This window comes from Paenibacillus sp. RUD330 (genome assembly GCF_002243345.2).
Lineage (GTDB): Bacteria > Bacillota > Bacilli > Paenibacillales > Paenibacillaceae > Paenibacillus_O.
Window position 1 is genome coordinate 448,633 of record NZ_CP022655.2, and the last position, 12,031, is coordinate 460,663.

Below are 12,031 nucleotides of genomic sequence, written 5' to 3' on the forward strand. Positions count from 1 at the left end.
CTTGCCCATCCGTGAGACACCCCGAAAAACGGCCGCCATTTATAATGGGGGCCGTTTTTTGGGGTTGCCTTCGTCGCCTTCAAGGCGCCCCGCCGGCTCGTTCGTCCGAAGCTTGCTGCCGGCGGACATGTACCTAAGGGACGATTGTTTTGCCGCTGGCATGCAAGTCCGGGGATGGAGCGGCGCCGTCATGCCAGTCGAACATGATCTTGTACAGGACGGCCGCCGCGACGGCCAGCAGCGCCAGCAGCGCGAACGTCCACTCGAAGCCGATCAAGCCGCAGAGAGGAATGGACAGCGGAGCCAGCGTGCGCCCGATCGTAAATCGGAGGCTGGAGGCGGCGAAATACTGGCCTCTCATCCTCTCCGGCGCGAGCCTCGTCACGAACATCTGCTGCGGCCCTGCGCACATGAGCTCGGCCAGCGTGAAGATGATCATGACGCCGGCGAGGCTCCAGACGCCGCCCGCCTGGCTGAACAGCGCCATGGAGGCGGCGTAGCAGAGGGCGCCGCCGATGAAGATCCAGCGATCCTTCAGCAGCGAGGACCAGCGCGCGATGGCGACGGTGAAGAGGGCGACGAGAAGCCCGTTCTCCGATACGAGCAGGCCGAACAGCCGCTCGCCGGTCAGCTTGAGATCCCAGCTGCTCCATACGCTTGCGGAATGGACGGTCTCTTCCAGATAGACCGGAAGCAGCAGGTCAAGCTGCATGAAGGTCTGCGACAGCAGGATTCCGGCTGCGATGAACAGCAGGAACACCCGGTCGGAGCCGATGATGCGGTAATTGCGCAGCTGCGCCCGCATCGCTTCTTTCCAGGAAGAGGCAGGAGTCCCTTTCTCGGGTGCCTGGGCCGGATTCGTCTCGCGCAGCCTGGCCGACAGGAGGACAGCCATCGTGACGCAGACGGCGCTTGCGGCTGCCGGCATGGCGGCGGGATGGCCGACGTACAGCACGGAGCCGAGCAGCGGTCCGATGACGACGGCGATGTTGACGAACGTATAGAAGACGGCGAATACTTCCGAGCGGTGCTTCTCGGCCACGACGTCCGCCACCATCGCCTGGCTGGCCGGATAGTAGAACGAAGTGGCCACGCTGGCAATCGTGAAGCCGGCGAACGCCAGCGCCGGAACCGGCAGCCAGGAAGAGGAAGCGGCTGCGAAAATGCCGTAGCCGACCGCCTGGCCGGAAGCGGCGAAGACCATCATCCGCTTGCGGCCGTAGCGGTCGGTGAAGTAGCCTCCGAGCAGGTTGGCTACGACGGCGAGAGACTGCGACAGCACCATCAGCAGGCCTGCCGTGCCTTTGCCGAAGGCGCGGGCGAATACGATGGAGAGGAACGGGAAGAACGTCCAGAAAACGATGTTCAGGACGAACTCTCCCCCGAGCCGCAGTTTGAGGTTGGAATCCCAGTCGCGAAGTTTCATGATCGGCCTCCCTTCAAGACAGGCATGGCGGAGCTCCCGTCATCGGGCGGCGGACGCCATGCGCAGATTAGCAGGAAGCTTCGCTAGGACATGGTTCTAGGGCAGGTCGGACGCAAATGCCGTCCTGCTGCCCGGTGCGGATGGTCAGCCTTCCGCAGCGATCCGCGGATCTGTCCTGCGCCCGTAAGGAAGCAGGAACAGCATGAGCAGGTTGACGGCGGCGAAGCCGAGCAGCAAGATGAAGATCATGTGCAGGCCGTTCTCCAGCTGGAGCGCGGTGCCGCCCTCCCGGTAGAAGCGGTTGAATACGAGGCCGAAGATCGCGACGCTGATCGTCTGGCCGAGCGCGTTCATGAGCGCATTGGTCGAGGTGGCGACACCTCTCGATTCCCAGCCGACCGAGTTCTGGACGGTGACCAGAATCGGGGTGTTCACGCAGCCCATGCCGAAGCCCATGACGCATAGGATGAAGATGAGATAGGCGAGCGGCGATGACGGCTGCAGGGCAAGCAGCAGCAGCGATCCGGCGGCGATCAGGATGACGCCTCCCGTGATGAACGGACGGGGGCCGAGACGATGCAGATAGCGGCCCGACAGATTGGAGGCGAGCGGCCAGGCGATCGACATCGGCATGAGCGCCAGGCCGGAGAAGGTGGCGGACTTGCCGAGCAGCATCTGAATCCAGAGCGGCGCGTAGATCGTCAGCCCGGACGATACGCTGAACATGAAGAAGCCCATGGTGTAAGGCACGGAGCGTTTGCGGTCGGCCAGCAGCGCCAGCGGAAGCATCGGCTCGGCGGCTCTTTTCTCTACCTGGATGAAGACGATCAGGAAGACGGCCGCGGCAGCGAACATGCCCAGAATGAGCGGGGAGTCCCACGCGTAAGTCTCGCCGCCCGTCAGGAGGGCGAAGAGCAGCGCCGAGATGCTGACGGTGAAGGCGGCGGCGCCGGCATAATCGATCTTTTTGCCGCTGCGGCTTACCGTCTCCTTGAGGAAGCCGAATACGAGCGCGAACGAGATGATGCCGATCGGGACATTAATGAAGAAGATCCAGCGCCAGCTGATCTGGTCCACGAAATAGCCGCCTACAAGAGGCCCCAGAAGAGCGGCTACCGACCACACGGAGGCGAAAACGCCCTGGATCTTGCCTCGTTCCTCGCCGGGATACAGATCTCCGGCGATCGTGAAGGCGACGGGAGAGAGGGCGCCTGCTCCGATCCCCTGGATGGCGCGGAACGCGATGAGCTGCTCCATGCTGCCGGCCGCTCCGCATAGGACAGAGCCGAGCACGAAGAGCAGCAGCCCGATGGCGAAGATGCTCCTGCGGCCGAATAGGTCGGCGAGCTTGCCGAAGATCGGCGTGGAGACGCATGTGGTGAGCGTGTAGATCGAGAAGATCCAGCTCAGCAGCGACAGGCCTTGAAGGTCGGCCGAGATGCTCTTGGTCGCGGTGCTGACGACGGTGGCGTCGAGCGCCCCGATGAACAGGCCGAGCAGCAAGCCGGCCGTCACGATTTTCCGATTCGTTTTGACGGGGGACACAGGTATCCCTCCTTACGTAAGATGTCAGCTATGGAGCATCGTAACGGCTTTTCTTTGACTTTGTCAATGTATTTCTTTACTATATAAGTACTACGCTGGACGCACGGCAAGAAGACCGGCATAAGGGGGAGAAGCAGATGTCACCGTCCGACAACAAGCAGGAAGGCGCGAGCGCCACCCGCACCCGCAGAACGATCGTCAACCTGCTCAAGCAGCACGGGCCTCTGGACGCCGGCACGCTGGCAGGCATGCTCGGCGTCTCCGGCATGGCCGTGCGCCAGCATCTGTACGGATTGCAGAACGAGGCCTTGATCACCTTCGAGGAGGAGCCCCGCGCGATGGGTCGCCCCGCCAAGCTGTGGAGCCTGACGGCGGAGGCCAACCGGCTCTTCCCTGCCGGCTACGCCGAGCTGACCATCGGGCTTATGGATTCCGTCCGCGAGACTTTCGGCGAGGAAGGGCTGGAGAAGCTGCTCTCCGTCCGCAACGGCAAGCAGATCGCCTTCTATTCCTTGCCTCCCGGAGAGGACGGAACGGAGCCGGCGCTCGAAGACAAGCTGCGGCGGCTGTCCGAAGCGCGCACGGCCGAGGGTTATATGGCGGAATACGAACGGCAGGCGGACGGAACGTATCTGTTCACGGAGAAGCACTGTCCCATCTGCGACGCCGCCGCGGCCTGCGCCAGCCTGTGCCGGTACGAGACGGGCATGATCGGCAGCGTGCTCGGCGAGGGCGTCGAGGTCGAGCGCACGGAGCATATGCTCTCCGGAGGGCGCCGATGCGTCTACCGGATTGCGGACACGGGAAGAGCGGGCGGAGCAGCCGCTCGTTGACAATGAACGGATCGAAAACCACGAAACGCCTCTTGCGGGCGTGAAGGGCCTCCTTGAGGGACGGGCCTTTGCGGCGAGGGGCGTTTTTTTGTTTGCGTACTGACCCTCTGCGGCGCTGCTTGAACGGGAGCAAGACAGCAAGAAAGCAAGAAAGCAAGAAAGCAAGAGAACACGACAGCAAGCAGGCACAGCCCTGCTCAGTCCGCCGTGCTGCTCGGTGGCCCTCCTTGCCGTTCAAGTTCCCCGCTACCAGAAATGCTTGTCCATGCCGGGGGGGATGCCGCAGCGGCGCAAAAACGAATCAAGCTGCTCTCCCTCCTCCGGACGTTCCCCGCAGGTCAGAAGCTTGACGGCGAATTCATTGGCTTCGCGTTCGTATCGGGAGAGGACGAAGCGGGTGCGGAGCGTGATGAAGGAATGGCTGAAGCCCTTGTGGAGGAGCATATGGCCGAGTTCATGGGCGCAGACGAATGCGGCCTCAGCTTCCTCCAGACGATCGGACAGCACGATGAACCGGCGTCGGAACGCATGCTGGCAAAAGCCTTTCATTCCGGAAGGGAGCGGATGCCGCAGAACGGAAATCCCCATTTCTTCGGACAGCCGGAAAGGGCAGGTCACGCCGTAGGTGCGGAACAGGCTGCGCGTCCGCTGTCTGATGTTCATCATGCGCGCGGCCCCTTTCTCGAGCTTAGTCTGGAGCGCCCGGTCCGGCGCCCCCTGAGCCGGCTTTTCTCCGCGCCTCCTTGTTCAGCCGCTTGGCCTCCCAGGCGATCGATTCCATGAGCTCCAGCATCTTCTGCCGGTCCTCTGCCGAGAATTCATGGCCGTCAAAATAGAGGACCTCGGGCATCTGGATGAATTTCTTGATGTCGCGGCGGTCTCTCGCCGTCGCCCAGGAAGGAATCGGAGCCGGGGCAGCCTGCTCCAGCAGGAAGTCGGGAGTGACCTCGAAAAAGCCGGCCAGCTTGATCAGCATGTCCAGTCTGGGCTTCGCGAGCCCGTTCTCCCAGGCGTTGTACCGGGCCCGCTTGATGCCGAGGCGGTCGGCGAGCTCATATTGGGTCCATCCCCTCTCCTCGCGCAGCCGGAGCAGATTCCTTGCGAACGACATCGGAGGGAGCCTCCTTTCTGAACTTCCAAATGTTGACGGCAATGCGAATGGCTGTCTATATTTAAAACACGAACACACGTTCTTGTAAAGCCGACATAAAAAAGGAAAGCGGGCTGTCCTTGCCGAAATGGATAATTTAATTATCTAAACAGCTTATCTTTATCGGGAAAGGAGGAGATGCCGCCTGACATTCGGAGAGAAAGAAGGGAAATGGGAGGAGGGAGAGTAGTTAGTACAGAATTCCATCCAGCCTTTTGAGGGAGGCGGACTCACATGGAAACGGGACAGCTGGAGTTGTTGGAGCAGACGGCCCGAGTCGCGGATAAATACGGCCTTTCAGCCGTTTTGCTGCTGTTGCTGCTTGGGGCGGTATTCCATTTGGTGAAGCTTATCGTAACGGGAGCTCTTGTGCCGAGGGAGAGGCTGGACCGTGCCGAGGAGGAGCGGGACAGGCTCCAGGCGATAATGGACAAGGAAAGGGAGGGGATGATGAGGCCCTTGCTTGCGCAAGGCGGCAACGAAAGGACGGATGGCGTCCTGGAATCTTCCATCAGCAAAGGAGAACGATGATGAAATTGTCAGATGCATGGCAGCACTGGGCCGGCTTCATGGCCGATCTGGCAGCCGTCTTGCTGTCGCTGACGGCGGCTGCGCTGATTCCCATCCTCAGCGTCAGGGCGCTCCGATACTTGACCGCCAGACGCAACGATCACCAGCGGGAAACGCTGCATCGCATCGCATCCGAGGCGGCGGCTCTGGCTGAAGCGGCGTTTGCGGACGGCAACGGTCCGCGCAAGCTGTCGCTTGCGATCGGCTACGCCCAGGAACAATGCGCCGGAACGGGCATAACGGCTTCGGCGGATACGATCCGCGCCGCTATTGAGAAGGCGGTCATGGATTACAACGCCATGGTTAAGCCGTGGTCGGGACTGCCGGCTCCGGGAGCGATAGCCAAGCCCAAGGGTGAAAGCTACAGCCAGTAATAGGAAGCGGCTGCTAGGCTGGAGCTGTTTTGCAACGGCAGCATGATGAAAGAAACAAGCCGGAAGAAATTCGGCAGATGCATGCCTGAAGAAGAACCGGAGGAAGCTGAACCGGAAAGAAACAAAACCGGAGGAAACAGAATCCGCAGGAGCAAAAGGGGCGGCCGCAGCGCATGAAGCGCTGCAGCCACCCCTTTTCTTGCCTTCAGTCGCGCAGCCCTTCCGCTGCTATCTCTGCGATTCTTGCGGGAATTCCTTCTTTTTCATACAAGCCGCCGTGATAACAAAGGACGCGCTGGACGGGCAGCTCCGCAAGCTTGAGCAAGGAACGGAGCGCCTCGGGCATATCCGGGGTGACGGGCTCGCTCGGTCCGACCAGCTCCCCGTTCGCGACTCGCAGGGCGTCGGCGGCGATGAGCAGCCCCTCCTTTTCCACGAAGAGGGAAATATGTCCCGGCGTATGCCCCGGCGTGTGGATGATCCGAATCCCTCCCTGCAGAGGGAGCTTCTCGCCGTCGACGACGAGCCGGTTGACATGGCCGCGAGGAGGGTTCGCGAGCAGCGCCTCGAGCTGCTCCGGCGGCATCGCTTTGGACATGCGTTCGCGGTTGAGCTTGATGAGCGGCAGCTCGCCCTCGATATAAGGGCGTTCGTCGGCATGCGCGTATACTTCCATGTGCGGTGTGCAGGTCTGAAGATCATGCAGCGAGCCGATATGGTCGATGTCCTGATGGGTCACGATGACCCGCTTGACGTCGGATATGCGCAGCCCTTCGGCTTCGACGGCCCGGACCAGCAGCTCATATTGCCCGATCATGCCGGTATCGATCAGCGTGGCGCCGTCCTCGTCCTGGAGCAGAACGGGGTGGATGGCGCTCTCGGGCTGGCCTTCCCGCATGGGGATGACCAGCGCCGAGATGCGGTCGGTCAGTTTCATTTCTACTCTCCTCTCGCGGGATGCGATCCTTCGGATCGGTTTCCCTGCTATCGTTTAGAACTAAACTATTTCGCTGCAACAGCTAGTGTAGCGTCAGGAGCACCTCGAAATCAAGCGGCCTGCTCCTCGCCGGACGGCTCTGGAGTGGAGGTCAGCGTCTCCCGCTTCAGCAGCCAGCTCGCGGCGAAGGCGGCGACGGCGATGATGCCGGCCAGCGTGAAGATGAAGGAGAAGGCGTTCGCGTAAACGGACTGGATGGCATCGACGAGAGTCTGGGACAGGCTGTCAGGCATGGCGCCCGATGCGACGGCGGTTTCGGTGCCTGCCGGCAGCCGGTCCGCGATGCCTGCGATGCCCGATCCGATCTTTCCGGAAAGCAGGCTGCCGAAGAGGCTGAAGCCGATTGTCACGCCGAACGACTGGAACAGCTGCACCGTCGCGATGGCGCTGCCTCCGTCCCGTTTGTCGACGGATTCCTGAACGATCAGGTTGTCGGAGCCGAACAGCACGCCGAAGCCGGCGCCCAGCAGCAGGAATGCGGCCAGAATAAAGACGATGGAGGTGCCCGCGTGGATCGTCGAGAGCATCGCGAACGCCGCGATCGGCAGCGCCAGCGACGCTACGATCAGATCCTTGTAGGGGAGCTTGGTGATGACCCAGCCGACGGCGATGCTGGTTCCGATTCCGCCGGCCATGACAGGGAGCGTCATATAGCCGGAGACGGTAGGCGACAAGCCGATGACATGCTGGGCATAGAACGGAAAGGAAGCCAGCGAGCCTTGAATGCCGAGCATCGTCAGGAAAATCAAAACCCCGAGCGCGACGATCGTGCGGTTGCGGAACAGATGCAGCGGAATGACCGGCTCCTTGGCGCGCGATTCCACCCGGACAAAAGCGGCGAGCAGCACGGCGCCTGCGGCAAGCAGGCCGACGATAAGCGGCGAATGCCATGTATAAGAGCCCATGTTGACGAGCTCGGGTGTCAGCAGGAGCGAGACGATGGCGCCCAGGATAAGCGCTGCTCCCGCCCAGTCGATGGACGGCTTGCCTTCGCCCCGGGATTCCCGCAGTCCTTTGCCGATTAGAATCGCGGCTACGACGCCGACCGGTATATTGATAAAGAATACCCAATGCCAGCTGATGGCATCCACAATGACGCCTCCGAGCAGCGGACCCGCCAGCTGCGGGATGAACATGATCGGCCCGACGAGGGCCATCAATTTGGCCCGCTTCTCCACGGGATACATATCCGTCATGATCAGCATGGCGATCGGCATGAGGCCCCCGGCGCCGATGCCCTGGATGCCCCTGCCGACCAGCAGCATGAGCATGGAGCCGGATGCTCCGCTGACGATGGAGCCGATGATGAACAGAGCCATGCAGGCGAGATAAATCTTCTTGCGGCCGAACAGATCGGCCATCTTGCCGAGGATCGGCATGAATGCGGTCAGCGCGAGCGCATAGATGCCGGCGACCCAGCCGTACAGGGACATGCCGTGCAGGTCCCGGATGATGGTAGGCATGGCGGTCGTGACAATCGTTTCGTCGAGCTCGGAGAAGATCAGCCCGATCAGTATTCCCGCGAGCACGATGCGGCTGCTTGTCGCCGCTCCGGCAGCGGGACGGGCGGCGGAAGCCGCGGATGGCTGCAGGGACATAGGAATCAACCTCGCTTCAATATTGGAATGAGGCTACTTTACCGAAGGAATATGGACTGAATGTGAACGGCGGGAAAAGCAGGCGAATTTCTCGGGGGCGTCCATGCGGAACGGCTTCGGGTCTCTTTATGGACCTTGCGGATCCGGGGATTGCTGAAAGCATATAAGAATGGTTTGAACGGCCGTTTCGATTCGACAGTTGCTTGAAAATCGTTCTCATTTATATTATAATGATTATAAATTAGTATTTATTATATTTAAGGAGTTGACCTGAGGATGAAACGTCTGCCTGTCTCTGTGCTTGAAAATCCAGCCGTCATGCCGCCCGGATTTCAAGAAGCGCTGCGTCTGCTGGAGAGGAAGGGAATCGCACTGACGGCCGCCAGGTACGATCTCTTGCAATGCATATACAGCTCGGATGCCAGTGTCTCGGTGGAGCAGCTCGTGGATATTCTGTCGGGCAGCCACCGCATGCTTGGAGCGACGATGGTCTACAGTTATCTGCGCGTCTTCAAGCGGCTCGGTCTCGTGCGCGAGCTCGACGCCCGCTACAGCGCCCGCCGCTACGAAGCCGTCCGGACTCCGGCGGTATAACCGCCCGGGAGCCTGAGCCGGAGGAAACGGCTTCCTGCTTAAGAAGAATAAGGAGGGCGACCGTGCGTGAAGCGCTCCCAACTGTGACAGCTGCGTGAAGCTTTTCGCAAACTGCAATCTTTCCCCGGCCACGGCTCGTAAAGGAAAACAAGGCGTATTCCTCATGCAGGAAGACGCTGGAAAAGCTCCCGTGCCGGGGTTTTTCTCTAATTGACATTGAGAATCATTATCAATTATGATGAAGGAACAATCGGCATCGTCTTCCCGGGCCGGCGTCCGGCGGAGATGAGCGCCGGGCTGTCCGGCGACTACGGAATGGCAGGAAAGGACGGTGGAGGCTCATGAGCGGAGTGGAGAGACATAGACTGGATGCGCCGGTGCCTCATACACTGGATGATTTGTGGTTCAAGCTGCGGGATGCCGCTCCATGCGGCATTGAAGTGGATAACGGCAGGCTGAAGCCGGAGTGGGAGGGAGACTTCCGGCTGATCGCCCTGACGGCGGGAGCCGGCAGGCTTGTAGCGGGGGAGCGCAGCCTTCCGCTGCGCGCGGGATCGGTGTACATCAGCTTCCCGGGCGAGCCGCTCCGGGCAACGGCGGATTCGGCGCACCGGATGGAGATGTTCATCTTCCGGTTCACGGTGATGAAGGATTCCGCGGCGGACAGGGGAGCAACGGAGTCCGTGCAGGATCCCTTTCCCCGGGTAGAGGAAGTAGCGGCCTATCCTGCCGTGGCGCTCACCTCCCTGTGCAAGTCCATCTGCGCCTGCTGGGGCAGTCTGGACATGCTGGAGAGATTCCGCGGACAATCGGTGTTCGTCGATCTGCTGCATCGCCTGTTCAAGGAAGCCCAGTCGGGAACGGACCAAGAGCTGGATGCGGCGCTGGAAGTCGTCCGCACCTATATCGAGCAGCATTATGAGCAGGAGCTGACCGTGAAAAAGCTCGCCGAAATGTCGAGAATAAGCCCGCGGCATCTGATGCGTTTGTTCAAGGAAAACTACGGCGTCAGCATCAGCGATTACATCAAGGCGCTGAAAAATCCCGGAAAGCAGGCTGCCCCGGTCATGCCGCGCAGCACGATCAAGGAGAAGTTCCGCAGGCCGGGACCGGCGAATTACCGCGCGGATGCTTAATCCGGCCGATTCCGGGTAAAAATGAACGGGCAAGGCATTCTACGGTTACCCGGGAAAGGGGCGGCGCCCATGCCGCAGGATCGGCCGGTCAAGGAAGGCAACGGCTATGTCATTCGCCGTGAAGGCGTGACCGCAGGAGAAATTACGTATATTCCGTCAGACGGAATATGGATCGTCGACCATACATTCGTGGACCCGGAATTCCGCGGGCAGCAGCTGGCTGGAACTCTCCTCCAGGCTGTCGTCGACGACGCCAGGAAAGCCGGCGTCAAGATCGAGCCCGCATGCTCCTATGCCGCTGCGCAGTTCAAGCGCCGCAAGGATTACGCCGACGTCCGCGCCTGAGAGCCGGGGGCTCCCGGCGATGGATGTGTTCTCTGGGCGTGCGCGTCTTGCAGGATAGGATGAGCTATCTTCGTCCGCAGCCAGCCTCTGCCTTCCGGCAGAGGCTGGCTGCGCTTGCCGTGCAACCAATTGCATGCAAAGGGCGTCAAATAGGAGAGTCCTAGTTGATTCTACCAGTATCCGCATCTCGGTCCGGCTATGGTATAATACTAGGGAATCTGCCCTTATCCCTATGGGGCAGCCCCTTACCCCGTTCAGCGAGGCTGCTTACGGGAAGCAGAGAGGAAGGAACCTTTACATGGAAAATCAAACTTCCCCGCAAACACAAGCAGGGACATTAGAGCCAGGAATCGCCAATCTGTTGGCGGCAATTTCCGGCGAACTGGATCGTGAAGTAGAGAACGGCCTTCCGGGAGAAGAGGCGGAAGCGCTGCTCGGCATGCTTGGCGAAGCGCGGCAGGCGCTGGAAGCCGGCGAGCATGCGGCGGCGGAAGGGTTCCTGTCCTCCATGAAGGAACGCAAACCGGAGATGGCTCCTTTGCAGGGAGCCCTTGTATACACGATTATCGCCCAGCAGCAGTGGGACCGCGCCAAGGAGCAGGAGGAAGTGCTGCTTCAGATGGCTGCGAATCCGGAGCAGGCAGGCGACTTCCAGGGCATGGTGGCGAGCCAGCTGAGCGCGCTCGGCCATGACGGCCGCGCTGCCGAGAAGCTGGAAGCTCTGATTGCCAAGCTTCCGGGACGCGAGGCCGACTTCGTTCCGCTTCTCTCGGCCGTCTACGTGAGATTGGGACGCCAGGAAGAATCGTGGAGCATCATCGAGCAGGCACTGCCGGAAGAAGGCCGGGAATCGGTTGTCCATCTTCCGCTGGTCGTATCGGCCGTCAATCGTGTCATCGACCTCAAGAAGTGGGATGTGTGGGCCAAGATCCAGCTCCGCGTCCGCCGTTATCTGAAGTCGCTCACCGACGAGAACGAGCAGCTCCGCGCCCGCGTCGTGCTTCTCTTGGAATGCCAGGCCTACATGCAGGCGGGACGCTTCCGCGAAGCGGAAATCTACGCCGAGCTGGCATACGGCATGGACAGCCATAACGAAGAGGTCCGCGAGCTGCGCAAGCAGATGCAGGAGATGCATGGACTCAGCAAAGAGCTGGAAAAAATGCGCAAGGATGCCGGCATTCATCCGGGCATCGCCATCCGCAACATGGAGTGGTATTACGCCGAGTTCAACGAGGAGGCGGCCGTCAGCCTTCGCGCGAGCCTTCCGGAGGAAGTGCTTTCTCGCATCGATGCCGAGCCCGAGAAGCTGATGCACGGCATCCTGCAGCTCCGCTTCCGCTATCCGGCCTTCTACCGCCGCTACCAGGAAGAATGGCAGGAAGTATACAAGCAAAAGCAAGCCGAGCTGGGTCAGCCGGCCGGCAAATAACAGCAATAATAGCCTGATCGTGATCAGCGGCAAT

13 protein-coding genes are annotated in these 12,031 nt (G+C 60.9%); 7 read left to right on the forward strand and 6 right to left on the reverse strand.

Annotation, left to right across the window (positions count from 1 at the left end; all coding sequences use genetic code 11):
• Positions 1–133 precede the first annotated feature (133 nt).
• Both CIC07_RS02035 and CIC07_RS02040 read right to left on the reverse strand, forming a co-directional pair.
• Entirely contained in the window at positions 134–1,426 is a 1,293-nt protein-coding gene (locus tag CIC07_RS02035; protein ID WP_076359005.1) for an MDR family MFS transporter, read from the reverse strand.
• Positions 1,427–1,570: 144 nt separating this feature from the next.
• Positions 1,571–2,971, reverse strand: coding sequence for an MDR family MFS transporter (locus CIC07_RS02040; protein WP_076359004.1), 1,401 nt, complete (start codon positions 2,969–2,971; stop codon positions 1,571–1,573).
• Between the two features lie 137 nt (positions 2,972–3,108).
• Between CIC07_RS02040 and CIC07_RS02045 the strand changes: the two genes are divergently transcribed.
• Positions 3,109–3,804 (forward strand): helix-turn-helix transcriptional regulator, encoded by a 696-nt coding sequence (locus CIC07_RS02045; protein ID WP_076359003.1) that lies wholly within the window; start codon positions 3,109–3,111, stop codon positions 3,802–3,804.
• Positions 3,805–4,050: 246 nt separating this feature from the next.
• Here CIC07_RS02045 and CIC07_RS02050 read toward each other — a convergent pair whose 3' ends face one another.
• Both CIC07_RS02050 and CIC07_RS02055 read right to left on the reverse strand, forming a co-directional pair.
• Positions 4,051–4,470: an ImmA/IrrE family metallo-endopeptidase gene (locus tag CIC07_RS02050; protein WP_083688603.1), complete on the reverse strand. Its 420-nt coding sequence runs from the start codon at positions 4,468–4,470 to the stop codon at positions 4,051–4,053.
• 22 nt (positions 4,471–4,492) lie between these two features.
• Entirely contained in the window at positions 4,493–4,915 is a 423-nt protein-coding gene (locus CIC07_RS02055) for a helix-turn-helix domain-containing protein (RefSeq protein WP_076359002.1), read from the reverse strand.
• A gap of 273 nt (positions 4,916–5,188) precedes the next feature.
• Here CIC07_RS02055 and CIC07_RS02060 point away from each other — a divergent pair, with 273 nt between their 5' ends.
• Positions 5,189–5,485 carry a hypothetical protein gene (locus CIC07_RS02060; RefSeq protein ID WP_076359001.1) on the forward strand — a complete coding sequence of 99 codons (297 nt, stop codon included), beginning with the start codon at positions 5,189–5,191 and terminating at the stop codon, positions 5,483–5,485.
• 5 nt (positions 5,486–5,490) lie between these two features.
• The gene (locus CIC07_RS02065) at positions 5,491–5,898 is read left to right on the forward strand and encodes a phage holin, LLH family (RefSeq protein ID WP_157742005.1); all 408 of its coding nucleotides are present in this window, start codon (positions 5,491–5,493) and stop codon (positions 5,896–5,898) included.
• Positions 5,899–6,103: 205 nt separating this feature from the next.
• Here the strand turns inward: CIC07_RS02065 and CIC07_RS02070 are convergent, their stop codons facing one another.
• Together CIC07_RS02070 and CIC07_RS02075 are read right to left on the reverse strand one after the other, a co-directional pair.
• Complete coding sequence (locus CIC07_RS02070) at positions 6,104–6,835, reverse strand: MBL fold metallo-hydrolase (RefSeq protein ID WP_076358998.1); 732 nt, start codon at positions 6,833–6,835, stop codon at positions 6,104–6,106.
• Between the two features lie 110 nt (positions 6,836–6,945).
• The gene (locus CIC07_RS02075) at positions 6,946–8,493 is read right to left on the reverse strand and encodes an MDR family MFS transporter (RefSeq protein ID WP_083688601.1); all 1,548 of its coding nucleotides are present in this window, start codon (positions 8,491–8,493) and stop codon (positions 6,946–6,948) included.
• A gap of 276 nt (positions 8,494–8,769) precedes the next feature.
• Here CIC07_RS02075 and CIC07_RS02080 point away from each other — a divergent pair, with 276 nt between their 5' ends.
• The 4 genes from CIC07_RS02080 to CIC07_RS02095 all read left to right on the forward strand — a co-directional run bounded on the left by CIC07_RS02080 (position 8,770) and on the right by CIC07_RS02095 (position 11,997).
• Complete coding sequence (locus CIC07_RS02080; RefSeq protein ID WP_076358997.1) at positions 8,770–9,087, forward strand: transcriptional repressor; 318 nt, start codon at positions 8,770–8,772, stop codon at positions 9,085–9,087.
• Between the two features lie 350 nt (positions 9,088–9,437).
• Positions 9,438–10,223 (forward strand): AraC family transcriptional regulator, encoded by a 786-nt coding sequence (locus CIC07_RS02085; protein WP_159442449.1) that lies wholly within the window; start codon positions 9,438–9,440, stop codon positions 10,221–10,223.
• Between the two features lie 69 nt (positions 10,224–10,292).
• On the forward strand, positions 10,293–10,568 hold the full coding sequence (locus tag CIC07_RS02090) for a GNAT family N-acetyltransferase (RefSeq protein ID WP_076358995.1): 276 nt from the start codon (positions 10,293–10,295) through the stop codon (positions 10,566–10,568).
• A 361-nt stretch (positions 10,569–10,929) separates the two neighbouring features.
• Positions 10,930–11,997, forward strand: a complete 1,068-nt coding sequence (locus CIC07_RS02095; RefSeq protein ID WP_094248310.1) for a tetratricopeptide repeat protein — start codon at positions 10,930–10,932, stop codon at positions 11,995–11,997.
• Positions 11,998–12,031 lie beyond the last annotated feature (34 nt).

Bases quoted from the DNA above. Each gene is read 5' to 3' on its own strand.
- CIC07_RS02035 (WP_076359005.1), bottom strand. From the start codon at position 1,426: ATGAAACTTCGCGACTGGGATTCCAACCTCAAACTGCGGCTCGGGGGA.
- CIC07_RS02045 (WP_076359003.1), top strand. From the start codon at position 3,109: ATGTCACCGTCCGACAACAAGCAGGAAGGCGCGAGCGCCACCCGCACC.
- CIC07_RS02050 (WP_083688603.1), bottom strand. From the start codon at position 4,470: ATGATGAACATCAGACAGCGGACGCGCAGCCTGTTCCGCACCTACGGC.
- CIC07_RS02055 (WP_076359002.1), bottom strand. From the start codon at position 4,915: ATGTCGTTCGCAAGGAATCTGCTCCGGCTGCGCGAGGAGAGGGGATGG.
- CIC07_RS02060 (WP_076359001.1), top strand. From the start codon at position 5,189: ATGGAAACGGGACAGCTGGAGTTGTTGGAGCAGACGGCCCGAGTCGCG.
- CIC07_RS02070 (WP_076358998.1), bottom strand. From the start codon at position 6,835: ATGAAACTGACCGACCGCATCTCGGCGCTGGTCATCCCCATGCGGGAA.
- CIC07_RS02075 (WP_083688601.1), bottom strand. From the start codon at position 8,493: ATGTCCCTGCAGCCATCCGCGGCTTCCGCCGCCCGTCCCGCTGCCGGA.
- CIC07_RS02080 (WP_076358997.1), top strand. From the start codon at position 8,770: ATGAAACGTCTGCCTGTCTCTGTGCTTGAAAATCCAGCCGTCATGCCG.
- CIC07_RS02090 (WP_076358995.1), top strand. From the start codon at position 10,293: ATGCCGCAGGATCGGCCGGTCAAGGAAGGCAACGGCTATGTCATTCGC.